General features: G+C 64.5%; 24 protein-coding genes. 12 read left to right on the top strand and 12 right to left on the bottom strand.

Going from position 1 to position 24194, the window contains the following annotated elements:
• Positions 1-27: 27 nt before the first annotated feature.
• The 3 genes from V473_RS20495 to V473_RS20485 all read right to left on the bottom strand — a co-directional run bounded on the left by V473_RS20495 (position 28) and on the right by V473_RS20485 (position 2656).
• Entirely contained in the window at positions 28-1296 is a 1269-nt protein-coding gene (locus V473_RS20495) for an efflux RND transporter periplasmic adaptor subunit (RefSeq protein ID WP_066609161.1), read from the bottom strand.
• Positions 1293-1694, bottom strand: a complete 402-nt coding sequence (locus tag V473_RS20490; protein ID WP_066609160.1) for a hypothetical protein — start codon at positions 1692-1694, stop codon at positions 1293-1295. The genes V473_RS20495 and V473_RS20490 overlap by 4 nt, the downstream gene beginning before the upstream one ends.
• A 350-nt stretch (positions 1695-2044) precedes the next feature.
• Positions 2045-2656 (bottom strand): TetR/AcrR family transcriptional regulator, encoded by a 612-nt coding sequence (locus tag V473_RS20485; RefSeq protein ID WP_066609159.1) that lies wholly within the window; start codon positions 2654-2656, stop codon positions 2045-2047.
• Between the two features lie 135 nt (positions 2657-2791).
• On the opposite strand from V473_RS20485, the gene V473_RS20480 reads away from it, so the two are divergent.
• From V473_RS20480 to V473_RS20470, 3 genes are read left to right on the top strand one after another with little or no spacing between them, the layout of a single operon-like run.
• Positions 2792-3916, top strand: a complete 1125-nt coding sequence (locus V473_RS20480) for a cobalamin-independent methionine synthase II family protein (protein ID WP_066609158.1) — start codon at positions 2792-2794, stop codon at positions 3914-3916.
• A gap of 8 nt (positions 3917-3924) precedes the next feature.
• A complete protein-coding gene (locus tag V473_RS20475) occupies positions 3925-4314 on the top strand; it encodes a nuclear transport factor 2 family protein (RefSeq protein ID WP_242496052.1) in 390 nt (129 codons plus the stop codon).
• An 18-nt stretch (positions 4315-4332) separates the two neighbouring features.
• On the top strand, positions 4333-5094 hold the full coding sequence (locus V473_RS20470) for an IclR family transcriptional regulator (RefSeq protein WP_066609157.1): 762 nt from the start codon (positions 4333-4335) through the stop codon (positions 5092-5094).
• 87 nt (positions 5095-5181) lie between these two features.
• On the opposite strand, the gene desA is transcribed toward V473_RS20470, so the two are convergent.
• The 3 genes from desA to V473_RS20455 all read right to left on the bottom strand — a co-directional run bounded on the left by desA (position 5182) and on the right by V473_RS20455 (position 8769).
• On the bottom strand, positions 5182-6582 hold the full coding sequence (desA, locus tag V473_RS20465; protein WP_066609156.1) for a syringate O-demethylase: 1401 nt from the start codon (positions 6580-6582) through the stop codon (positions 5182-5184).
• Entirely contained in the window at positions 6583-7353 is a 771-nt protein-coding gene (locus V473_RS20460; protein ID WP_066609155.1) for an alpha/beta fold hydrolase, read from the bottom strand.
• 75 nt (positions 7354-7428) lie between these two features.
• Positions 7429-8769, bottom strand: a complete 1341-nt coding sequence (locus tag V473_RS20455; protein WP_066609154.1) for an MFS transporter — start codon at positions 8767-8769, stop codon at positions 7429-7431.
• A gap of 157 nt (positions 8770-8926) precedes the next feature.
• Here V473_RS20455 and V473_RS20450 point away from each other — a divergent pair, with 157 nt between their 5' ends.
• On the top strand, positions 8927-10138 hold the full coding sequence (locus V473_RS20450) for a multidrug effflux MFS transporter (RefSeq protein ID WP_066609153.1): 1212 nt from the start codon (positions 8927-8929) through the stop codon (positions 10136-10138).
• A 218-nt stretch (positions 10139-10356) separates the two neighbouring features.
• Here the strand turns inward: V473_RS20450 and fghA are convergent, their stop codons facing one another.
• The gene (gene fghA / locus V473_RS20445) at positions 10357-11205 is read right to left on the bottom strand and encodes an S-formylglutathione hydrolase (protein ID WP_066609152.1); all 849 of its coding nucleotides are present in this window, start codon (positions 11203-11205) and stop codon (positions 10357-10359) included.
• Positions 11205-12317 (bottom strand): S-(hydroxymethyl)glutathione dehydrogenase/class III alcohol dehydrogenase, encoded by a 1113-nt coding sequence (locus tag V473_RS20440; protein WP_066609151.1) that lies wholly within the window; start codon positions 12315-12317, stop codon positions 11205-11207. Before V473_RS20440 ends, fghA begins: the two co-directional genes overlap by 1 nt.
• 165 nt (positions 12318-12482) lie before the next feature.
• On the opposite strand from V473_RS20440, the gene V473_RS20435 reads away from it, so the two are divergent.
• Positions 12483-13370 carry a LysR family transcriptional regulator gene (locus V473_RS20435; RefSeq protein WP_066609150.1) on the top strand — a complete coding sequence of 296 codons (888 nt, stop codon included), beginning with the start codon at positions 12483-12485 and terminating at the stop codon, positions 13368-13370.
• 4 nt (positions 13371-13374) lie between these two features.
• On the opposite strand, the gene V473_RS20430 is transcribed toward V473_RS20435, so the two are convergent.
• Positions 13375-13935 carry a MarR family winged helix-turn-helix transcriptional regulator gene (locus V473_RS20430; protein ID WP_244884565.1) on the bottom strand — a complete coding sequence of 187 codons (561 nt, stop codon included), beginning with the start codon at positions 13933-13935 and terminating at the stop codon, positions 13375-13377.
• Between the two features lie 61 nt (positions 13936-13996).
• On the bottom strand, positions 13997-14392 hold the full coding sequence (locus tag V473_RS20425; protein WP_066609148.1) for a nuclear transport factor 2 family protein: 396 nt from the start codon (positions 14390-14392) through the stop codon (positions 13997-13999).
• Between the two features lie 122 nt (positions 14393-14514).
• On the opposite strand from V473_RS20425, the gene V473_RS20420 reads away from it, so the two are divergent.
• The 3 genes from V473_RS20420 to V473_RS20410 are packed head-to-tail and all read left to right on the top strand — an operon-like array spanning position 14515 to position 16188.
• Complete coding sequence (locus V473_RS20420) at positions 14515-14904, top strand: nuclear transport factor 2 family protein (protein ID WP_066609147.1); 390 nt, start codon at positions 14515-14517, stop codon at positions 14902-14904.
• A 14-nt stretch (positions 14905-14918) separates the two neighbouring features.
• Complete coding sequence (locus V473_RS20415) at positions 14919-15668, top strand: SDR family oxidoreductase (protein ID WP_066609146.1); 750 nt, start codon at positions 14919-14921, stop codon at positions 15666-15668.
• A gap of 16 nt (positions 15669-15684) precedes the next feature.
• Positions 15685-16188, top strand: coding sequence for a DUF3237 domain-containing protein (locus tag V473_RS20410; RefSeq protein WP_066609145.1), 504 nt, complete (start codon positions 15685-15687; stop codon positions 16186-16188).
• Positions 16189-16274: 86 nt separating this feature from the next.
• On the opposite strand, the gene V473_RS20405 is transcribed toward V473_RS20410, so the two are convergent.
• Positions 16275-18404 (bottom strand): acetate--CoA ligase family protein, encoded by a 2130-nt coding sequence (locus V473_RS20405; protein WP_148648482.1) that lies wholly within the window; start codon positions 18402-18404, stop codon positions 16275-16277.
• A 121-nt stretch (positions 18405-18525) separates the two neighbouring features.
• Positions 18526-18972, bottom strand: a complete 447-nt coding sequence (locus V473_RS20400; protein ID WP_066609221.1) for a MarR family winged helix-turn-helix transcriptional regulator — start codon at positions 18970-18972, stop codon at positions 18526-18528.
• 132 nt (positions 18973-19104) lie between these two features.
• Between V473_RS20400 and V473_RS20395 the strand changes: the two genes are divergently transcribed.
• The 4 genes from V473_RS20395 to V473_RS20380 all read left to right on the top strand — a co-directional run bounded on the left by V473_RS20395 (position 19105) and on the right by V473_RS20380 (position 24113).
• Positions 19105-20523, top strand: a complete 1419-nt coding sequence (locus V473_RS20395) for an aldehyde dehydrogenase family protein (RefSeq protein ID WP_066609144.1) — start codon at positions 19105-19107, stop codon at positions 20521-20523.
• Positions 20524-20689: 166 nt separating this feature from the next.
• On the top strand, positions 20690-21433 hold the full coding sequence (locus V473_RS20390; protein WP_066609143.1) for a DUF4198 domain-containing protein: 744 nt from the start codon (positions 20690-20692) through the stop codon (positions 21431-21433).
• A gap of 44 nt (positions 21434-21477) precedes the next feature.
• Entirely contained in the window at positions 21478-21783 is a 306-nt protein-coding gene (locus V473_RS20385; RefSeq protein WP_066609142.1) for a hypothetical protein, read from the top strand.
• 158 nt (positions 21784-21941) lie between these two features.
• Positions 21942-24113: a TonB-dependent siderophore receptor gene (locus tag V473_RS20380; protein WP_066609141.1), complete on the top strand. Its 2172-nt coding sequence runs from the start codon at positions 21942-21944 to the stop codon at positions 24111-24113.
• The last annotated feature ends 81 nt before the right edge of the window (positions 24114-24194 follow it).

Here is a 24194-nt window from a genome sequence, read left to right as displayed (position 1 = left end):
AGGAATGTTCGCCGAAAGAGGCGGTTGTTACCGCTCGAAGGTCGCCTGCGACGCGACCGGCACGGCCCCGTCGGTCGGCGTGATCGGCGCGGCGACGGCCCTGATCGACGCCCCACGGGTCGCGACCTTCGCACCGGGCATGGCCGCCTGGACATTGGCCACGACCACCTTGTCCTGTGGCGACAGGCCCGAACGAATGATCCGCAGCCCGTCGACCAGCGGCCCAAGCTGCACCGGCTTGGCGGCGACGACATCGTCGCGGCCGACCACCAGCACCGTCTTGAGCGCCTGGTCGGACTGGATCGCCTCGTCCGGGACGAGCAGGGCGTTGACCTTCCCGCCGCTGGACAGGCGCATATTGCCGAACAGACCGGGCGTCAGGAACAGGTCGGGATTGCTGAGCACGGCGCGTCCGCGAATGGTGCCCGACCGCGGGTCCAACCCATTATCGGTGAAGTCGAGGCGCCCCTTCCAGCGATAATCGGATTCGTCCTGCAGGCGGATTTCGACTTCGCCGCCATGGCCATCCGCATGATCCCGCTGCGACTTCAGGAACAGCGCTTCGGATGCGTCGAAGCTGAAATAGATGGGATCGAGCGCATTGATGGTGGTGAGCAGGCTGGCGCCCGCTCCTTCGGCTCCCGACACCAGATTGCCGATATCGACCTTCCGGTCGGACACACGGCCCGAAATCGGGGCGCGGATCAGGGTGAATTCCACGTCCAGCGCGCGGGTCCGGGCGCGGGCGTCGGCCGCGGCCAGTGCCGCCTGCGCCGCTTGCAGGCGGGCGCGCAGCGTATCGATCTCGCTGGCCGATACCGCTTCATCGCCGTTCAGGCGCTGGACGCGGGCATAATCGGCCTGCGCCAGCCGCAGCCCGCTGCGCGCGCTGGCGACGTTGGCGCGGGCTTCGGCCAGCGCCGCGAGGAAAGGCCGCTGGTCGAGGGTGAAGAGCAACTGGCCCTGGCGCACGATATCGCCGTCTCGGAAGTGGATCGCCGTCACCGGACCCGACACGCGCGGCCGGACATCGACCGTCTGGCTGGGGGCGAAGCGACCGACATAATCGTCCCACTGGACCACCTGCCGCATCAGCGGCGCGGCGACCCCCACGGACACCACCGGCGCGGCCGCCTGCGCCTGCGGCTGTCCCGCATATTTCCAGCTTACGCCAACAACGATCGCCAGCGCCAGCGCGGCCCAGGCGACATGCCGGCCGCTCCAGCGCTTGCCCGCCTTTTCCGCGCGGATTTCACCGGCCGGCGCGTCCGCGTCGATCTTTGTGATCATGTTCATGCGACAGTCCCCTTGATGCTGTGGCGCGCGGCGGTGATCGCGGAAAGGAGCAGTTCAAGCTGCCCTTCGCTGAAACCCGCGTCGCGGAAATCGGTGATGGCGGACGGGCGAACGGCAAAGCCATTATGCCAGCCTTCCACGGCGAGCCGGCGCAGCGCTTCCAACCGCGTGCTGGCGAGCCGGAAATGCGGTTGCGGCCCGAAGACCATGGTCTTGATCCGCCCCCAAAGGCCCGGTTCGCGCAGCGATGCCAGGCCATCGCCGCGCGCCAGTTGCACGATTTGCCATTCGGTCGGCGAAAAGCCGGTGGCGGTCGCCTTGATACGGTCGCGCACGACAGACAAGGCGATGCCGTCCCCCACCGCGAGCAGCGGTTGGGCAAAATCGATATAGGCCATGATATTCGTCCCCTGATTGCGCGCTTGATGGCCGCGCCATCCGTTTGGGATGAGCGGGACCGTCTCCCGAACCGCGGTGGGATCGGAATGCGCAGCGCCATACGGAACAGGGCGTTCGCCCCGTCCGGCATGACCAGATATTGATGCAGATGCGGCGCGCCGAAGCTGCCGTTAAGTCGATGTCACTCGCCTAATAGATAAACAAATATTGGACATGGAACCTCCTTCGAGGCTGCGCCTCAACCGGATTTCATACTTATCGGTATATAATGCGATGCAGCATATCGTCAACCGCTTTCTGTACCGATTGGTAAAAATTTATGAATTGGCGCTGAACGACGCGGAACGGCTCAGACGGTGGGCCACATCGCCATGGTGGTTTCGACCAATTGTTCCAGTTGCGCGGGCGTCGCCCCGCCGCTGGCTTGCACGCCCATGCCCTGAATGACCGCGGTCAGATAGGTCGCGATCGCGGCCGGTTCGACACCGGCAGGCAGGTCGCCTTCGGCCTTGGCGCGCTCCAGCCGTTCAACCAGCGCCTTGTCAGAAGAGGCGCGACGCGCGATCACGTCGGTTTTGATCGAGTCGGCCTGGGTGGTGCAGGCGACCATGCTGATGACGCCCAGACAGGCGCGCGGATCGTTGCCGCCGGTCTGGATTTGCAGCGTGCCGCGCAGCAACCGTTCAGCCACACCCCGCGCGGTGGGCGCATCAAGGGCGGAGCGCATATAACAGAGCTTGTCGCGCTCATACAGATCCAGCGCCTTGTGAAACAAAGCTTCCTTGTTGCCGAAACAGGCGTAGAGGCTGGGCTTGGTGATGCCCATCGCCTCGGTCAGTTCGGCCAGCGACGCGCCCTCATAGCCGCGGGTCCAAAAGACCTGGAGCGCGGCCGACAGGGCTTCCTCAGGATCGAATTCCCTGGGGCGTCCTCTCGTTACGGGTTCGGCTGCCATTTTCATACCGATCGGTATATAGGCATGGCGGCGCGATTGTCCAGATGCTGCGCTCCCCCGACGGGGGATCGATTCACGTTTATGATATACCCATATTCGTGAATTTATGGCACTTGTCTCTCGTTCAAGGGAGAGCGATGCATGTCCATAGCCACCACCCATGTCGGCAGCCTGCCGCGCGGCGACGCGCTGACCCCGCTGCTGCTGGCCCGCGACAAGGGCGAACCCTATGACGCCGCCGCGTTCGACACGGCCGTTCAGCAGGCGGTGACGGACGCGGTCGCGGCGCAGATCGACGCGGGCGTGTCGATCGTCAGCGACGGCGAGTTGGGGAAGGTCGGCTATTCCACCTATATGATCGAGCGTCTGTCGGGATTTGGCGGGCATATCGATCGCAAGGTCGCGGCCGACCTCGCTCCGCTGCCCGAACTGCGGCAGAAGCTGGCGGCGATCATGGGGAGCCAGGAATTCACCCGCGCATCCTGCATCGGCCCGGTAAAGCTGGTGACGCTGGCGCCGCTGCACGACGACATTCGCCGTTTCAAGGCGGCGCTGGCCGGTCATGCCGGCGCCCGCGCCTTCATGAACGCCGCGTCCCCCGGCCTCATCACCGCTTTCCAGGTCAACCGCCATTATCCTAGCCACGAAGCCTATCTGGCCGATCTGGTCGATGCGATGCGGGAGGAATATGAGACGATCGTCGCGGCGGGATTCGACCTGCAGCTCGATTGCCCCGACCTCGCCATGTCGCGCCACACCGGCTATCAGGATGCGAGCGACGAGGAGTTCATCAGGATCGCCGCCGCCAATGTCGAAGCACTGAATGCCGCGACCGCCAATATCCCCGCGGACCGGATGCGGATGCATATCTGCTGGGGCAATTATGAAGGGCCGCACGATCACGACATTCCGCTGGAGAAGGTGATCGACATCATATTGGCCGCCCGCCCGGCGACCGTCTTGTTCGAAGGGGCCAATCCGTGCCACGAACATGAATGGACGGTGTGGCGCGACGCCAAAGTGCCGGGCGACAAAATCCTTGCCCCCGGTCTGATCGACACCTGTTCCAACTATGTCGAGCATCCCGAACTGATCGCCCAGCGGATCGAGCGTTTCGCCGGGATCGTCGGCAAGGACCGGGTGATCGCCAGCACCGATTGCGGCTTCGGCACCTTCGCCGGATATGGCAAGATCGACCCGGCGGTGACCTGGAAGAAGCTGCGGTCGCTACGCGCCGGCGCGGACCTGGCGGACGCGCGCCTGTGAGGTCGGCTGTGACAGAAGAGCAGCGCCGCGGAATCGAACAGGATTGCGCCCGTCTGGTTGCGCTCTACGCCAATCTGAATGACGCGGGGCGCTGGGCGGATGTCGCGGCGCTCTATGCGCCCGATGGCCGCATGGCGCGCCCGACTGCGCCAGACGAGTGGACGGAGGGGCGCGACGCGATCCTCGCCGCTTTCCTCGCCCGGCCGGCGCGGACGACGCGGCATGTCTGCTCCAATGTCGTCATCGACGTCCTGAGCGACAGCGAAGCGACGGGGGAAAGCGCAATGCTGTTGTTCACAGGCGAGGGCGCGCCGAAAGTCGGTTCCTTTCACGACCGTTTCGTGCGCATAGAGGCGGGCTGGCGCTTTGCCGAAAGGCGGGGCAGTCTTACGTTTTAAACAGGGGTTCGCTGGCTCATGAATGGCACCACGCCGTCCACCGTCAAATCGGCGATGCGCACCATCGACATCATCGAATATGTCGTGGCGCGCCCTGCCGGGGTGGTGGCGCAGGAGATCGCCGCCGGCCTGGCGATCCCGGTCAGCAGCCTGTCCTACCTGCTCGCGACGCTGGCGGAGCGCCACTATCTGACCCGCGAAGGGCGGCGCTATCTGCCGGGGCCAGCGCTGGAACGGCTGGCGTCGCCGCGCATCGCCATGTCGCTGGCCGACAAGGTCCGGCCGCTGGTCAAGTCGCTGCGGTTGCAGATGAACGAGACGGCGTCCTTCTTCATCCGCGACGGCTGGCATCTGGAGGCGATCGTGACCGAGACGGCGGAACAGTCGCTCCGCTATTCGATCAGCGTGGGCACGCGCAGCCCGCTCCATTGCCTGGCCGCGGGCAAGGCGCTGCTCGCCACCATGGCCGATGCCGAGCTGGACGGATATTTCGCGCAGACGCGGCTGGAGAGCTTCACCCCCAGCAGCATCACCGATGAAGCGCAGTTGCGCGCCGAACTGGCAGAGATCCGCGCCACCGGCATCGGCCGCACCCGCGAGGAATATACGCCGGGCATTTGCGGCTTGGGCATGGCGGTGATGGTGGACGATGTGGCGGTCGGCGCCTTTGCCCTGGCGATCCCCGTGCCGCGCTTCACCGCCGAAGTCGAAGGACGGACCATCGCCAAGCTGGAGCAGGCCGTGAGCCTGTTCACCGCTGCGGAGATGCCGGCGGTTTGAGCAACGGCGCGTCATGATCGCGACAGGGTGGTGAAGGGGGACGCCTTTCGGCATCCCCCGTCCCCTCCCGCTCAGGAGATGAGCTTATCAGGCGGCCTTGGTGCGCCAGCCGTCGGCGTAGTTGTCGCGGGCGGCTTCCGAATAAGGGACCGAGGAGACGATCGCCTTGATTTCGGTCTGGACGTGCGGCTCGACGGTCGGCTTGCTCGTGCCGCCATTGGGTTCGCCCCACAGCAAAGTCACCTCGGTGCCGGGTGCGGCGAATTCCGCATCGACCATCGCCAGCGCCAGGAAGCGGCCGGCGTTGATGGTGTAGCCGATCCAGGTCGACAGGCCGACGGTCTTCCCGTCCTTGAGCACCGCATCATAGGGGTGCATACAATAGACGGCGCTGGGGAATTCGAGGAACTTCGCCTTGTCGCCGGTCTGGAGCATCGAGCTCATGACGCGGACGATATCCTCGTTGTCCAGAGCCAGCGTCACCTTTTGACGATGCGGCTGATCCTTGATCTTCTCCAACGCTTCGCGGCCGACGAAATCATGGTCGAACTTGACCATGATGCCATAGCCCAGCTCCCACGGATTGAGGTAATAATCCTCGATCTTGTCCGAGACGAAGCTGCCGCCGAGCGAGCATTTGCCCTCATAGCTGTTTTCGCCGATCCATTCGCGGAAGCCCTTCGAGCCTTCGCCGGTGTAGGTGGCGGGCAGCGGCGAGGGAATCCAGCCCGATTCCAGCGTGTTGGACGAATAGGTGCGTCCACCGCAGAGCGTCAGGCCATAATCCTTGCCCGCTTCGATCAGGGCGTTGCGGACAGTGTCATAATCCTTCCAGGGACCAAACAGCTCGTAGCCCGGCTGGCCGGCCATGCCGTGGCGCAGCGCGCGCACTTCAACGCCGGCGATGTTGATCGGCGCCATATGGAAGAATTTGAGGTCCGGCGGGGTCTGGCCCATCGCCTTTTCCAGCACCGGCATGGCGTTCGGCCCCTGCAACTGGAAGCGATAGTTGCGGCGATAGCCTTGACTGTCGAGCGGGCGGGCAGCGGTGCGCTCGTCGCGTTCCACCTTGACGTCCCACTTGCCGGTCGACGCCCAATATTCGACCCACTCGATCGAGGGGGCGCGGCCGACCAGTTCGAACTTTTCTTCTTCCAGATAGAAGAGGATGACGTCGCCGATCACATAGCCTTCGGGCGTGACCGGGGCGAACTGCTTGGCGCGGTTCGGCACGAAGCCCTTGAAGCTGTTGGGGGCGAGGTAGGACAGCATGTCGAACGCGCCGGGGCCGGTGACGAGCAGGTCGACCATGTGGAAGCTCTGGTTGAACAGAACCGAGCTTTCCGCCCAACTGCGCTGTTCGTCGCGCCAATTGCTATATTCGCCCGGAACGCCCGGATAGACGTTGGGACCAACCTGCTGGTTACGCAGGAATTCGACGATGTCGCCCTTTTCATCGAGCAGCTGTTGCAGGGTCTTGTCAGTCATTCAAACCTCTCCTTCGACTTGATCTGGAAGTGTGCGAAAATCTGGCGCGGGCGGCTTGGCGAGCCATTCCCGCACTTGTCTGTTGAACGCCCGCGGCGCTTCGGCAGGCATCATATGGCCCGCCCCTTCGACCACGCGCAGTTGCGCGTGGGGGATAGCGGCGGCGATGGATATATGCTGGGCGACCGGGGACCATTGGTCCTGGCGGCCGACCATGGCGACGGTCGGGCAGGTGATCGTCGGCAGCAGCGCATCGACCGAGGGGCGATGCAGCAGCGCTTCGATCTGCGCTTCGAAGGTGGGCAGGCCGGCGGCGACGGCCATGGCGTAAAGCGCGTCCATCAGGGCTTCGTTGCGCAGGGCGGCGAAGCCCATCATTGGGGGTAGCCATTCGCCGACCAAGGCGCTCATCCCTTGCGCGCGGCCGATGTCGCGCAGCCGGTAGCGGCTTTCGCGCTCGCCGGGCCTGACCGGATGGACGCCAGTGTCGACCAGCGCCAGCCGTTCCACGCGATGCGGCGCCTTGCGCACCACTTCCAATGCTATCCGCGCGCCCATTGAATGGCCCAGCAAGGCGCAGCGGTCGGGCATATGGGCGATCGCATAATCGGCCATCGCCTCGATTCGGTTGCGACCAGCGTAAAAACCATCGACCACGACGCTGCCAGGGAAGACAGCCAGCGTTTCGCCAAACATGCGGGAATCGCACAGCAATCCAGGCAGGATCAGGAGGGGGGCGCCGACATCGCGATCTGATGATTTCGCATCCATGAATATTTCATCTACACGAATAACTTGGGGCGGACCAGAGAGAAAATGCATCGGCGGACAGGCCGATGATCCTTATTATGGCAGGTGCGTTTCCTCATCCGCCGGGCGGAGGCGGGAGAGCAGCAAGACCAGCGCGGCGATGGCGGAGCCGAGCGCGAGCAGCAGCGACGTCGCGCCCCTGCCCGCCCCCAAGGCCAGCAATTGCCCGGCGATAAACGGACCGAGCGCGGCGCCCATGCGGCCAAAGCCGATCACCGCGCCGGTGCCGGTCGCGCGCAAGGTGGTGGGATAGATATTGGCGATGAGCGCATAGAGGCCGACCACCGATCCGTTGGCGAGGAAGCCCAGGATGAAGGCCGCCACCTGGAGCCACAGCATGGCGGCGGGGACCGCGCCGAAGGCGGCGACCGCGACCGCCGCGCCGGCCAGTCCCACGATCACCAGCGGGCGCAGGCCCAGGCGCGGGGAGAGGAAGCCGAGCGTCAACCCGCCAATCGCGCCGCCCATGTTCATGAACACCGACACGATCGTCGCCCGCGACGGATCGAAACCCAGCGCCACGACCAGCGATGGCGCCCAGCCCAGCGCATAATAGAAGGTCATCATGTGCAGGCCGTACATGAGGATGAGCGCGATGGTGGTGGCGCGGTAACGGTCGGCGAAGAGCTGGCCCATCGATGCCTTGGGTTCGTCCACGATTCTGACCTGCCCGGCCTGTGGCTGGCCGAGGCGGCGCAATATGGCGTTGATGCGCGGCAGGGCGGCGGGGCCATGGCGGGTGGCGAGCCAACTGACCGATTCGGGCAGGCACAGCAGCACGAGCGGCACCATCAGCGCGGTGGCGCCCGCGCCGGCGAAAAAGATCGATTCCCAGCCGTGGTTTTGCAATAATTGCGCCGCGCCCCACCCGCCGACGATGCCGCCGACCGGATAGCCCGCCGCCATGATGCTGACCGCCAGGTCGCGGCGGCGGCGGTTGGCGAATTCCGCCGATGCGGCGTTGACCGCCGCCAGCACCGCGCCGAGGCCGAGGCCCGTGAAAGCGCGCAGCAGGCATAGCACCACGACATTGGGGGCGAAGGCCGAGGCGAACATGCCGCTGACCATGATGACGAGGCACAGGAGAATTTGCGGCCGTCGGCCAATGCGATCGGCGAGTTGGCCCAGCGTCAGCGAACCCAAGACCATGCCGGCCAGCCCGGCCGACACGACCAAGCCGATCGCGCCGGGACCGATGCTCCATTGCCGCGCGATGCCGGGCGCGGCGAAGGTGACCGCCAATATGTCGAAACCGTCGAGCGCATTGAGCAGGAAGCAGATGGCGATCGCTACGACCTGCGGCAGGCACATCGGCTGGACCGCCAGGATGCTGCGCGGATCATCGGCAGGCAGGGCTATAGTCGATGTGACGGCCATGGGTGGCGTTCCTCTCTATCTTATGCCGCGCACATTGTATGCTGATGACACATTATGCAAATCGAAAGGCGCCCGGCCCGCGGCGACGCAAATGCTTGTGGAAAGCCGCAAACAAATATAACGATCGTTATTAATTACGGAGAGGACAGACCAGACGATGCCGCACGCCACCACCCCGGCCGGCCGGACAGACAGTGAGCCGAGCCTGTTGCTGGGCATCGCCTTCGGCTTCCTGTCTTCGCTCGGCCCCTTCGCCATCGACCTGTACCTTCCCGCCATGCCGGGGATGGCGCGCGCGATGGCGGCGGACAGCGGCGCGGTGCAGCGCACGCTGTCCGCTTTCTTCCTGGGGCTGGCGCTGGCGCAGATACCGCTGGGCACATTGGGCGACCGATATGGACGGCGGCGGCCGTTGATCGGCGGGCTGGCACTGTTTGCGATCGCATCCATCGCCTGCGCGCTGGCGACCAGCCTGCCCATGTTGGTCGCCTGCCGTTTCCTGCAGGGGATGGGCGCATGTGCGGGCACGGCGAGCGTGCGCGCAATGATCCGCGACCGGCATAGCGGGCATCGCGCCGCGCAACTCATGGCCTTCACTTTCCTGATCATCGGCATATCGCCGGTGCTGGCACCGCTGGCGGGCAGTTACCTGTTGCAGAGCATGGCGTGGCGCGGGCTGTTCGCGTTGCTGGCGGGCGGCGGGGTGATCGCGCTGGTCGCCGTCCTCCTCTTCCTGCCGGAATCGCTGCCACCCGAACGGCGGTTGCATCAATTGCCGATGCTGGAAAGCTATCGCCGGTTGTTGACCGCGCCGGCCTTTCTCGGCTGGACGATGGTGGCGGGGCTGGCGACCACCATTCCCTTCGCCTTCGTCACCGCCGCCCCTTTTCTCTATACGCAGGGCTTCGGCCTCACCGCGCATCATTACAGCCTGTTGCTGGCGCTCAATGCCGCGACGTCGATCATCGCGACCCAATTCGCGCCGGCGCTGATGCGGCGGCTGGGCGGGCGGCGACTGGTGTCGATCGCGGCGGCGATCGCGATCGTGGCGACGGCGCTGCTGGCGCTTACAACTGTCGCGCTCGCTGTCTCGATCGGCGCGTTCCAGATCTATGCGATGCTGCTTTTCGCGCTGGCCGGGCTGATCCTGACCCCGGCCGCCATTTCGGCGCTGGACGCCGCAGGCGGCGGAGCGGGCTCAGCAACCGGGCTGCTCGGCACGCTGCAACTGGCGATCACCGCGCTGGCGAGCGGCGCAGTGTCGCTGCTGCCGTCGATGACCGTACTGCCGCTGGCTGGATTGCTGGGCGGTAGTTTCACACTGATGGCGGTAGTGATGCTGGCGCTGGGTGAGCGGCGGGGCATTTAGGGCGCTCGCTTTACCGCAATCCGTTCGTCCTGAGTAGCCACTGAACGAAGTCGAAGTGGCGTATCGAAGGATGCGCGCCGGGGGCCGATGCTTCGATACGAGCCTTCGACAAGCTCAGTCTCTACTCAGCACGAACGGGTTTGGTTAGACCCTCAGTCATCAGGCTCCAATAGTCCATGGCGTGTTCTCACACAGGCGGGAACACGTAATGCTAGTGTCTATCCGTTCCGCATCAGCCGCTCGGCGTGCCAGCGCAGGTGATCGCCCATGAAGGTCGAGATGGTATAATAGCTATGGTCATAGCCCGGTTGCAGGCGCATCGTCAGCGGGATGCCGGCCGCCGCGCAAGCCCGTTCGAGCAGATGTGGCTTGAGCTGTTCGGCGAGGAAAGTGTCGGCGTCGCCCTGATCCATCAGCAGGTCGGCGACACGCGCGCCATCCTCGATCAGGGCGACGGCGTCATGTTTGCGCCAGGCAGCGCGATCGTCTCCCAGATAGCCGCCCAGCGCCTTGTGCCCCCAGGGCACCTGTGAGGGCGCGACGATCGGCGCGAAGGCAGAGACGGCCTTGTACCGATCGGGGAAGGTGAGGCCGATGGTGAGCGCCCCATGGCCGCCCATCGAATGGCCCATGATCGACTGGCGAGCCATGTCGGCGGCGGGAAATTCAGCGGCGATCAGCGCAGGCAATTCCTCCGTCACATAGGACCACATGCGGTAATGCTGCGCGAAGGGTTGCTGCGTCGCGTCGACGTAGAAGCCCGCGCCCAGGCCGAAATCATAGGCGTCATCGGGATCGTCGGGCACGCGCTCACCGCGGGGCGACGTGTCGGGCGCGATGAAGATGAGGCCCAGTTCGGCGCAAAGACGGCGATATTCGCCCTTGTCCGTCACATTGGCGTGGGTGCAGGTCAGCCCCGACAGATACCAGACGACCGGCAGTTTCGCGCCCGGCTCATGCGGGGGCACATAGACCGAGAAGGTCATGTCCGTGCCTGTGGCCGTGGAGGCGTGCCTATACACGCCCTGCACGCCGCCAAAGGCGCGATTGGTGCTGACCGTCTCCATCAGTAGACGACGACCGAACGGATGCTCTTGCCCGCGTGCATCAGGTCGAAGGCGGTGTTGATCTCCTCCAGACCCATGACATGGGTGATCATCGGGTCGATCTCGATCTTGCCGGTCATGTACATGTCGACGATCTTGGGCACGTCGGTCCGGCCCTTGGCGCCGCCGAAGGCCGTGCCGCGCCAGTTGCGGCCGGTGACGAGCTGGAAGGGACGGGTCGCAATCTCCTTGCCCGCTTCGGCCACGCCGATGATGATCGACGTGCCCCAGCCGCGATGGCAGGCTTCCAGCGCGGTGCGCATCACATCGGTATTGCCGGTCGCGTCGAACGTATAATCGGCGCCGCCGTCGGTCATCTCGACGATCTTCGCCACCGTGTCCTCGCGCGACAGGCCCCTGGAGTTGAGGAAGTCGGTCATGCCGAACTTGCGACCCCATTCCTCCCGGTCGGGGTTGATATCGACGCCGATGATCCTGTTCGCGCCAGCCAGGCGTGCGCCCTGGATCACGTTAAGGCCGATGCCGCCCAGGCCGAAGATGACGACATTGTCGCCCACCTGCACCTTGGCCGTATTGATGACCGCGCCCACGCCCGTGGTCACGCCGCAGCCGATATAGCAGCTCGACTGGAAGGGCGCGTCCTCGCGAATCTTCGCCACCGCGATTTCAGGCAGGACGGTGAAATTGGAGAAGGTCGAGCAGCCCATATAATGGAATATCGGCTGGCCCTTGTAGGAAAAGCGGGTCGTGCCGTCGGGCATAAGCCCCTTGCCCTGGGTCGCGCGGATCGCGGTGCACAGGTTGGTCTTGCCCGACAGGCAGCTTTTGCACTGGCGGCATTCGGGGGTGTAGAGCGGGATGACATGGTCGCCCGGCTTGACCGAGGTGACGCCGGGGCCGACTTCGCGCACGATGCCCGCGCCCTCATGGCCCAGGACCGAGGGGAAGATGCCCTCGCTGTCCAGCCCGTCGAGCGTGTACGCGTCGGTATGGCAGATTCCCGTCGCCATGATCTCCACCAGAACCTCGCCCGCCTTGGGGCCTTCCAGGTCGAGTTCGACGATCTCCAGCGGTTTCCTGGCTTCGAAGGCGACGGCGGCGCGGGTCTTCATGGGTCTACTCCCGAATTGGTCCGATAATCGGAAAATCCTGTGCCGGATCGGCGGGGGCATGTGCAAGCCCGCGCCGCGCGGCGGTGGTGTCGCCCGCTCTAGCAATATCCCGTCTGCGCGATAAGAAAGCATTTGCGGGATTCATTATTTCTGAAGTGGGACAATATGCACCGCTGGGAAGGCATAGACGAGTTCGTCGCGATCGCAGCCGCAGGCAGTTTCAAGGCGGGCGCCGAGGCGCTGGGCCTGTCGACCACCCATATGAGCCGCGCCATTGCCGCGCTGGAGGCGCGGGTGCAGGCGCCTTTGTTCCACCGCACAACCCGGACGGTGCGGCTGACCGATACGGGCCGGGTCTTCTTCGACCATTGCAGCCGGATCGTCGCCGAGCGGGACGAGGCGATCGCGATGATCAGCGAGGGCGGCGAGCCGCAGGGGGACATCCGCATCACCTGCTCCACCGCCATGGGCGAGCGCTTCATCGCGCCGATCGTGCGGCGCTATGCGTCCAGCCATGCCAAGTTGCGGATCAGCATCGACCTGACCAACCGGCTGGTCGACCTGGTCGGCGAAGGCTATGACCTGGCCATCCGCACCGGACAGCTGGCGGAATCGCGGCTGATCGGCACCCGGATCGCCTCGCGGCGGCTCCATACCTGCGCCGCGCCCGCCTATCTCGACCGGCATGGGCGCCCCGCCAAGCCCGGCGACCTGTCGCGGCACGAATGCCTGATCGGCACGTCGCCGCTGTGGCGGTTCCAGCGGGGCGGGCGGGCGGAGAGCATCCGGCCCAAAGGGCGGTGGCGCTGCAACAGCGGCGGCGCGGTGGCGGAGGCCGCGATTGCGGGCATGGGGGTATGCCAGTTGCCCGAATTCTACCTGCTGCCCCACATCGCATCGGGCGCGCTGGAGGAAGTGCTGGACGATTTCCGGCCCGATGACGAACCGATCTGGGCGGTCTATCCGCAGCGTCGCCATCTGCTGCCCAAGATCAGCGGGCTGCTGGACCTGTTGCGGGCCGAGCTGCCCGCCGCGCTGGCGCGGCAGGCCTGAACGCTCAGGCCGTCGGCTCGTCGTCGCCGTCGGGCCGGGTGAATTCGAGGAACCGGCTGTTGCCGCTGTCGTCGGTGGCTTCGAGCGTGTCGACCAGCGTGTCGAGATACTGGTTGAGCATGTCGACCTCCTGCCCTGCCAGGGCAGAGACGAGATAGGTCGCCACCTTGTCCGTCTGCGGGCGCATCAGGCCGTAGAGGCGCTGCCCCTCGTCGGTCAGGATGAGCGTCTTGCGCCGCTTGTTGCCAGGATCGCGCTCGACCGCGATGCGGCCATGCTTTTGCAGCGCGGCGACCGCGCGGGAGACGCTCATCGGATTGACGCCGGTCATTTCGGCCAGCTCATGGCTCGCCGAATTGGGGTGGCGCCCGATCAGCATCAGCAGGCGAAATTCATTGAGGCTGATCTTGTAGCGATGTTCCAGATAAGTGGAGAAAGGCGCCATCAGCTTGTTCGCCAGCCGCAGGACGCGATGCAGCGTATCGGCCGGGCTGGCTTCGGCCGCGCGCGGCCGCGGCGACTTGGAGGACGCGGACGGTTTCCGGAGCGGGCTGCTGTTCGACATGGTCTTCCGATAGGACATCTGGCGGTGGTGAAGTCAAGCCATGCGTGGTGCGGCAGGTCACTCAGCCGACAATCGCGCAGCCGACGCTGGTGAATTTGCCGTCGGCGACACGATAATGGATATATTGGCGCATTTCCTGGACCTGGCCCTTCGCGATCGGGGCGAACTGGTCGAGCCCCTGCGCCGCCAGCGCAGCGGCGTCGAGATCCTTGACGCCTTCGACCCGGATGATCCCTTCGAGCGCAACCAGGTCGGCGCTGGACGCGAAACGCTCGATCGTGAGCGTTTCGATGACATGGGCGTGGAGGAAACCGTAGAAGCGCTTGAACGCTTCGCGGGTGCCGAGGTCCACCCCGAAGAAGCGGATGCTGGCGCCCGGCGCGTAGAAATCGAACACCGTGTCATAGTCCCGGTCGTTGAACGCCTGCGCATAGCGATCGTAATCGGCGCGTTCCATCGCCCTCTCCCCTTGTCCGAAGGGGCGGGATTTTTCCCCTGCCCGCTTGCCCTTTTAATAACGATCGTTATCGTAAGGGCAAAGGGCGGATCGACGCCAGCGAAAAATGCAGGGAGAGGGTGATGAGCTATAGTGCGCAGGAACAGCGCAACCTGGATCTGGTGCAGGCTATGTTCGACCATGTGCTGATCCCGATGGACGGCGACGCCGCCGACCGCTTCATCGCGGCGGACTATATCCAGCATAACCAGTGGGTCGATACCGGGCTGGAACCGCTGAAAGCCTTTCTGCGCAAGGTGCGCGCGGAGAATCCCGATGCGGTGCATGATATCAAACGGCGCTTTGCCGATGGCGACCATGTGGTCGTTCATTATCATGTGCGGCGGTGGGCAGGCGATACCGGCTTTGCAGTGATGGATATCTTCCGCATCGAAGGCGACAGGATCGTCGAGCATTGGGACGTGGTGCAGGATGTGCCGGCCGACAGCCCCAATCCCCATTCCCCCTTTTGAGCCGGGAGGCAGCGATGCGATTCAAGGACAAGATCGTGCTGGTCGTGGGCGGCAATAGCGGCATCGGCCTGGCGAGCGCGCAGGCCTTCGCGGCGGAAGGCGCGACGGTGCGGATCAGCGGGCGCGACCAGGCGACGATCGATGCGGCGGTGGCCGGGATCGCCGGCGCAAGGGGGTATCGCGCGGACATCGCCGATCTGGACGCGATGGAGGCGGTGATCGGCGACATCGCGGCGCAGGACGGGCGGATCGATACGCTGTTCGTCAATGCCGGCGTGGGCGGCTTCGCGCCTTTCCGCGACCTGACGCCCGACGACTGGGACCATGTCCATGGCGTCAACCTGCGCGGCTGCGTGTTCGCCATCCAGAAGGCGTTTCGGCTGATGGGCCGGGGCGGGTCGGTCGTGGCGACGGGATCGATCGGCGGCCATGCCTTCGTGCCGGGCAATACCGCCTATGCAGCAGCCAAGGGCGGGCTGTATGCGGCGCTCAAGGTCATTGCGGGCGAACTGGTGGGTGAAGGCATTCGCGTCAACCTGGTCAGCCCCGGTCCGATCGAAACGCCGCTGCTGCACCGCAATCCGGGCATGAGCGAGGCCGATGTGGAGGCCATGCGCGAGGCGATGATCGCGGCGGTGCCGATGCAGCGCATGGGCCGGGCGGAGGAAGTCGCGCGTGCCGTTCTGTTCTTGGCTTCGGAGGAAGCCAGTTTTATCACCGCCGCCAATCTGTTCGTGGACGGCGGGACGCTGGAATTAGGGTGATTGAGGAGTTGGGTTGATGGAAAATCTGTTTTCGACGCTGGACAATCCGCGGCTGGAATTTGCGATGGAGGTGCGGCTGCAATTCCCGCGGGTGCAGACCATCGTCAACACGCCGATGGGCGGCAATCGCAGCGCCGTCTACGTCGATGGCGGGACGTTCGAGGGGCCAAGGATCAAGGGCAAGGCGGTGCCGGGGTCGGGCGGCGACTATGCCTATTTCCGGCCCGACGATGTCGCGGTGTTCGATGCGCGCTATATGCTGGAGGAGGAGGATGGCACGTTGATCCTGCTCAACAATCGGGGTTTCCTTTGGGGGCGCAAGCCCGACACGATGGCGCGCCTGCGCGACTGGGCGTTCGGTGACGGCGAGCCGGTGGAGCAGCAGGATTATTATCTGCGCGGCAATCCCAGTTTCGAATGCCCGGTCGGCAAGCATGACTGGCTGACCAAGCATGTGTTCATTGGCGTGGGCGAGCGGCGCGCGGACGGGAATGTGCTGCGCTATTATGCGCTGACGTAACAAACCCCGTTCGCTTCGCGCGTGTCGAGAAGCGGCTGACGTGGCGCTTCTCGTTTCTCGACTTCGCTCGAAACGAACGGAGGGGATTATAGGGAAATCAGCGCGTCCAGGGCGATGGCGCCCTGCCCCTCCGGATAGACGATCACCGGGTTGAGATCGACTTCGCGGATGGCCGGCGTGGCGGCGACCATCTGGCCCAGGCGCTGGACGATATCGGCGACCGCGCCGATGTCCATCGCCGGGGCGCCGCGGAAGCCGTCGAGCAAGGGCGCCATGCGCAGCGTGCGGATCTGCGCGATGATCGCGTCGCGGGTCAGGTCGGGCGGGAGCAGGCAGACATCGTGCAGCAATTCGGCCGCGACGCCGCCGAAGCCGACGAGGATGGTCGGCCCCCAATGCGGATCGTTGCGCGCGCCCACGATCAGTTCGACGCCCTTGGCCGCCATCCCCTCCACCAGCACGCCGTCGAGTTCGAGGCCGGGGCGCGAGGCGGCGAGATTGGCCATCAGCCGGTCCCAGCCGGCCGCCACGGCTTGCGGGTCGGCCAGGTTGATGATGACGCCGCCCGCATCGCTCTTGTGCGGCAGTTCGGGGGACTGGGCCTTCAAGACCACCGGATAGCCGAGGCGATCGGCGGCGGCGACGGCTTCGGCCGCGCTCTGGGCCAATTCGAAGGCGGGGAAGGCGATGCCCTGCGCGCCCATGATGGCCTTCGACCGATGTTCGGGGATGCTGCTGCCGACCTGCGCCAGATCGGCGATCGGATCGGCGGCGAGCGGGGCCACCTGCTCGTCGCGCTGACGATGGGCGGCGATGCGGGCAAGCGCGCGCAGCGTGCGTTCGGCGGTGGGCAGATAGGTGACGCCGGCCGCCCGCAGCGCGGCGAGATCGTCGGCGAAGACGCCGCCGCCTTCATCGACGCCGCCGACGATGACCGGCTTGGTTTCGCCGATCGCTTCAAGCGCGTCGAGAACCGCCTTGAACTTGATGTGCGAGGTGCCGGTGTCGGTCTGGATCAGGGTGAGGAGGATCGTGCCGATCCGGTCGTCCTGCGCCAGCGCGGCGAGCGTGCGGCCGTAGAGGCCGGGATCGACCAGCCCCTGGGCGGTGATGTCCATCGGATTGGTGACGGGGACGAAATCGGGCAGCGCCGCGCGCAGCGCCGGGCTGTCGGCGTCGGTGAGTTTCGGCAGGTCGAGGCCGACCGCTTCGGCAAGGTCGAGCATCATCGCCTTGAACGCGCCGGATTCGGCGATGACGCCGGTCCCGCCGATCCCGGCGTCGGGCGAGCGGGCGAGGATTTCGACGATGTCGCCCAGTTCCTCCAGCGAGTCCGCGAGAATCACGCCCGCGCGCTGGACATGGACGGTCATGACCGCATGGTCGCCCGCCATCGCGCCGGTGTGGGTGGCGGCGCTTTCCGCCCCTGCCGCGCTGCGGCCAGGATGAAGCAGCACGACCGATTTGCCCGCGTCGCGCGCCGCGCGGGTGGCGGCGAGGAAGCGGGCCGGGTCGCGCACATGTTCGGCGATGAGCGCAATGACGGCGGTGTCGCGCTGGTCGACCAGATAGGCGAGATAATCCTCGATCCCGCTGGCCGCTTCATTGCCGGTGGAGATGTAGCAGTTCAAGGGCACGTCGCGATGGATCATGGTCGTCGCCAGCACGGCCGCCATCGCGCCCGATTGCGACACGATGCCGACACGGCGATCGCCCTGCGCCTTCGCCTCCGGCATTTCGATGAAGGTCAGCGAGACATTGTCCCGGAAATTGACGAGGCCGAGGCAATTCGGCCCCTCCACCACCATGCCGCTTTCGCGGGCGATGCGGGCGATTTCCTGTTGGTCGGCCAGCCCTTGCGGACCATCTTCGGCAAAGCCGGCGGAGAAGATGACGGCGGCGCCGACGCCCTTGCGCGCAAGGCCGCGCATCGTGTCCAGCACGCCGGCACGCGGGATGGCGAGAACAGCGACATGGACACCTTCCGGCAGGTCATCGACCGACGCGACGCAGGGCCGCCCGCCAATCTCCGTGCGCTTGGGATTGACCAGATGGATGTCTCCGTCAAAACCCTGCCGCACGAGGTTGGCCAATACCGATGCGCCCAGCGCGCCGGGCTTGTCCGAGGCGCCGACGATCGCGACCGAGCGGGGACGCAGCAGGCAATCCAGCGAAGCGGAGAGCAGGCCGTGACCCAGGATTTCCGTTTCATCCATGCAAACAGCTTCGGTCACGCGCATCCATCTCCCCGTTTCGCGCGGCGCTATCGGGTCGAATCGGCCGCCTCGTTCGCGCAGATTGTGCGCCTATGATACATTTTGCGCAAGCCCATGTTGTTCAGCCCTCGTCATCCGATAGGCCCGTCGCAGGCCCGATCCGGGCCAGCAGGTCGTGCAGCGTCGCCAGTTCATCAGCGCTCAGCCGCTGCGTCATCCGAGCGTCGGACCGGCGGACCGCAGCCACCATCTTTTCGAGCTGGCGCGCGCCTTCGGGCAGCAGGGCCAGGGCGTTGGTGCGCAAGTCGCGGCCCGGCCGCCGCTCCACGAAGCCCTTGTCGGCCAGGATGTTGACCAGCTTCATCGCGCTCGACCGATTGATGCTGAGCGCGCGACCCAGCGCGGTCTGATCGCAGCCGGGATTGTCGCGGATCAGGATGAGCGCAGTCATCTTCGCCGGCGACAGGTCGAAATCCGACAGCGCGGCGCGCGCGTCGGTTTCCATCAGCAAATTGGCACGCTGCACGCGATAGCCGACGAGCGTCTGGAGATCGGCCCCCTGTTTCATCTGTTTCGATACCCTCTTGCCAAAATTGTATCCCAGGCGCACATATACAGGATATAGCCAGCCGCTGCGGAAAGCGATAGCCAAGTGTCCGTCCGGATCGGCCTGCGACAGCCTATATAAGGAGAGCGACTCATGGATCGTGAATTTCGGATGCTGATCGACGGCGAACTGACGCCGGGCGCCAGCACGTTCGACGTGGTGAACCCGGCGACGGCAGAATCGTTCGCCGCCTGTCCCAATGCCGACGAGGCGCTGCTGGAACGCGCGATCGCGGCGGCCAAGCGCGCGCAGCCCCGCTGGTCGGCAACGCCGGTGGAGGAGCGCGCCGCGCTGGTCCTGAAACTGGCCGATGCGCTGGAAGCGCGGATCGGCGAATTCGCCAGCCTGCTGACCGCCGAACAGGGCAAGCCGCTGGACCAGGCCGGTTACGAGATCATGGGCAGCGTCTTCACCCTGCGCGCCTTCGCCGCGATGCGGGTGGAACCCAAGACATTGAAGGACGAGGGCGGCAACAAGGTGATCGAGCATCGCACGCCGCTGGGCGTGGTCGCGTCCATCACGCCGTGGAATTTTCCGCTGATCCTGCTGATGAACAAGCTGGGGCCGGCATTGGTCACCGGCAACACGATGGTCGCCAAGCCCGCGCCGACGACGCCGCTGACCACCCTGTTGTTCGGCGAGCTGGCGCAGGCGATCCTGCCGGCGGGCGTGCTGAACATCGTCTGCGACCAGAATGAACTGGGGCCGCTGATGACCGGGCACAAGGATATCGCCAAGGTCGCCTTCACCGGATCGACCGCGACCGGCAAGAAGGTGATGGCCTCCTCCGCCGGAACCGTGAAGCGGGTGACGCTGGAACTGGGCGGCAATGATGCGGCGATCGTGCTGGACGATGTCGACGCGCGGCAGGTGGCCAAGAAGGTCTATCAGGGCGCGATGACCAATGCCGGGCAGATTTGCGTCGCAGTGAAGCGCGCCTATGTCCCCAGCGTGCTGTATGACGATTTCTGCGACGAGCTGGCGAAGCTGGCGAACGAGGCGATCGTCGACGATGGCGCCAAGCAGGGCACGACCATCGGCCCGGTGCAGAACAAGATGCAATATGACAAGGTCAGCGCCCTGATTGCCGACGCCAAGACGCGCGGCACGGTGCTGGCGGGCGGCGAGCCGATGGACCGGCCGGGCTATTTCATCGCGCCCACCATCGTGCGCGACCTGCCCGAAGACGCGCCGCTGGTGCAGGAAGAGCAGTTCGGCCCGGTGCTGCCGGTCATGAAATATGACGATATCGCCGATGTCATCGCCCGCGCCAACGACAGCGATTATGGCCTGGCAGGCACGGTGTGGGGCAAGGATGTGGCGCGCGCGACGGCGATCGCGATGCAGATCGACACCGGCACGGTGTGGGTGAACCAGCATCTGGCGATCGACGCCAACATCCCCTTCCGCGGGGTGAAGCAGTCCGGGCTGGGCGGCGAGCTGGGCGAAGCGGGGCTGCTGGAATATACCCAGGCGCATATCGTCAACATCGTGGAATTGGAAGACGCCTGACCGTCATCCCATTGTAACCCGAAGAGGGTCGACGACGCATAATGCGTCTTCGACCCTCTCTTTTTGAGATTTTCCACCTAGTCATTCGGCATATTCGGAACATTCCATCGTGCGGTCATCATAGCCTCGATCCCAAGGGACCACCCCCCGATCGAGGAGTTCGCACTTGGCCTTTTCCCGCTTCGCCACCGCGGCCGTCGGCGCCGTCACCCTCGCCGCCATGGCCATGCCCGCCAGCGCCCATGGCATCTGGTTCGCGCAGCGGGCGCGCCAGTTGGCGCTGATCTATGGCGTGGGCGCGGACGATCTGGACGCGGTCAAGCGGCTGCCGCTGGTCAAGACCGTCACCGGCTATGACAGCGACTGGGCGCCGGTGGCCACCTCTCTTCGCGCCGCCGGGGCAATCCCGGTGGTGGACAGCGACGAGCCGGTCGCGGCCGTTGCCGCGATCATGGACTATGGCTATTGGAGCAAGACGCCGGACGGCGAATGGCACAATAAGGGCCGCGACGAAGTGCCCACCGCCACGCTGGCCGAGCATAATTTCAAATATGCGGTCCATCTGACGCAGGTGCCGACCAAGCCGGTGCCGCTGTTCGAGGGGCACATGCTTCAACTCGTCCCCGCCGACCTTGCCATCCCCCAGAAGATGGGCGAGCTGATGAAGGTGCGCGTCTATTACAAGGGCAAGCCTGTCGCCGGCGCCACCGTCATGCAGGATTATGTCAACGATCCCGACGAAGTCGCCCCGGCCAAGACCGGCGCTGATGGCACCGCCACGATCAAGCTGCGCAATCAGGGCATCAATGTGCTGATGGCGATCTATGTCGGCCAGACGACCGACAAGAAGGTCGATCATGAGGAATATCGCGCCTCGCTGTCCTTCGTCCTCCCCCACCTGCCGGAATAATCCGCATTTTTTGATGAGACTTGCGCTGATCTTCGGCTTTTTCCATGGTGTCGGTCTGGCGACCCAGTTTCAACCGCAGCGGCATCCTGGCCAATGCCGCGCTGATGACCGCCGGCTTCGTCCTCATCGACTATCAACTGACCGGCTATTTCACGTCCGCCGCAAGGATATCTGGTGGCTCAAACATCTCTAGATGGTCGCAGGGCCGCTTCGCCCTGGAAGCGGCCCTTTTTCGGGATTTTCGCATGGGTCGGGGCCGCAATCGAACGCCGCATTTTCATGCCGTCGCGCCCCGCGATTCACAATTTTGCACCGTCCCATGCGCCAAGTTTGACGTAATATATCCGTAACTCAACCTAGCCTCGTCCTTAGAAGAGGTGATCGAAAACACCCCGTGGCCCGGCCCCGACGACAGGATGCAACATCCGCGCGGGAAACAAGAAGAAAACCAGCCGGTCCCCGTTTCGCAGGACATTCGGGAACAGCGACTTCATAAGGGGATAACATCATGCGCACATCATCGACCCTTCGCCTGGCCTTTATCGCCAGCACCGCCGCCATCGCCCTGTCTTCCGCCGCACAGGCGCAGCAACCCGCTGCCGCTGCCGCGGACGGCGAGATTGTCGTCACCGGCCTGAAGCGGCAATATTTCGGCGACACGCCGGTCAAGGAAATCCCGCAGGCCGTCCAGTTTCTGGAAGGCAAGCTGCTCGACAGCCTGAACATAACCCGGCTCGACACCGCGCTGGAATTGGCGAGCGGCGTGTCGAAGCAGAATAATTTCGGCGGCCTGTGGGACAGTTTCGCGATCCGCGGCTTTGCCGGCGACGAGAATTTCCCCAGCGGCTTCCTGGTCAACGGATTCAACGGCGGCCGCGGCTATGGCGGCCCGCGCGATGCATCCAATGTCGAACGGATCGAAGTGCTCAAGGGACCGAATTCGGCGTTATTCGGGCGCGGCGAGCCGGGCGGCACGATCAACATCGTCACCAAGAAGCCAACCTTCAAGGAAGGCGGCAGCTTTTCCGTCGCAGCAGGCAAATGGGACAATTACCGGGTGGAGGGCGATTATAACCTGCCCCTGAGCGACAGCGTGGCGATCCGCATCAACGGGTCTGTCGAAGATGCCGAAAGCTTCCGCGATACTGTTGAAACACGCAAATATACGGTGAACCCGACTTTCCTGGCCAAGTTGTCGGACAAGGACATCTTCACCTACGAACTGGAATATGTGAACCAGGAAGTGCCGTTCGAGCGCGGCGTGGTCGCGATCCCAACGATCAATGCGAATGGCGCGATCAGCTATGATCTGGGCGCGATTCCCAATTCCCGCTATCTCAGCAACCCCAATGATGGCCCGACCGAGGTCGAGGTGCTGGGCCACCAGGCGCAATATCAGCATGATTTCAGCAACGATTGGACGCTGATGCTGGGCGCGGGTTACAAGGACACGACGTTCAAGGGTTTTTCCAGCGATCCCGAACTGGTGTTCAACAAGGCCAATCCGGCCGCCGGGCGTCAGCAGATTTACGCTGACGGCCGCACCCTGTCGCGCCAGCGCCGTTACCGCGACTATAGCACCAAATATATGGTGTTCCGCGGCGAAATCAGCGGCAAGCTGGAAACCGGATCGATCGTCCATAATATCCGCGTCGGCGCGGATTATGACCGGTTCAAGATCGACTATTTCCAGACCCGCTATCGGCCCACTGCCACCGACCAAAGCTATTCGATCGACATCTTCAACCCCGATTACGCCATCCCCGCCCCAACCCCCACGGCGGTGATCCAGAACGCGACCGAAATTCAAAAGGCATGGGGCGTCTACGCCCAGGATCAGGTCGAGATCACCGAGCAGTTCAAGGTCCGCTTTGGTGGACGATATGATGATTTCAGCCAAGACATCGACCTGCGCCTGAACGGCACCAATCCCAGAAAATCCTACACCAAATTCAGTCCAATGGCCGGAATGGTGTTCGAACCGACCAATAGCTTGTCCGTCTACGCCAGCTATGGAAAGGGATTCCGGCCAAATAGCGGCGTGGGCGCCGATGGCCAGCCTTTCGAACCGGAAATCAGCGAATCCTACGAAGTCGGCGGCAAGTTCGTGACGCCGGACGGCCGCATCACCAGCACCCTGTCATTGTACAAGATGAAGAAGACCAACGTCCTGTCCACCGATCCGGCCAATCCCGGTTTTTCCAAGCCGGTGGGCGCCGCCGACAGCAAGGGCGTGGAATTTGACCTCAACGCCAAGTTGCCGGCCGGGTTCGAACTGTTCCTGACCTATGCCTATACCGACGCAGGATGGGCGACCAATGTCACCGATCCCAATTTCGGCCAACCGATCCTGAAGGGCGACCCGCTGATCAACATTCCCAAGCATCAGGGCAATATCCTGCTGTTCAAGAATTTCTCGATCGGCGAGCATGAGGCGATGTTGGGCGGCGGAGTAAGCCATGTCGGCAAGCGTCTGGGGGAAACCGCGACGACCTTCTTCCTGCCCAGCTACACCATCGCGAAGATATTGGGGTCAGTGACGATCAACGACCAGATCAAGCTGTCGGCCAATGTCGATAACCTGTTCGACAAAAAATATTATGCCAGTTCCTATGCGGCGCTGTGGGTGCAGCCGGGTATGCCGCGCTCGTTCACGCTGCGGGCGACGTTTAACTTCTGATGCGCTGACATCGGAGCCGCAAGGCTCCGATCGGCCGCCGACTTTCCTCATTCCAAGGCTTGGGCCTCCCTCCAAGCCTTG

The sequence above is a fragment of the Sphingobium cupriresistens LL01 genome (genome assembly GCF_001046645.1).
Lineage (GTDB): Bacteria > Pseudomonadota > Alphaproteobacteria > Sphingomonadales > Sphingomonadaceae > Sphingobium > Sphingobium cupriresistens.
This window is presented reverse-complemented; position numbering and strand designations above follow the sequence as displayed.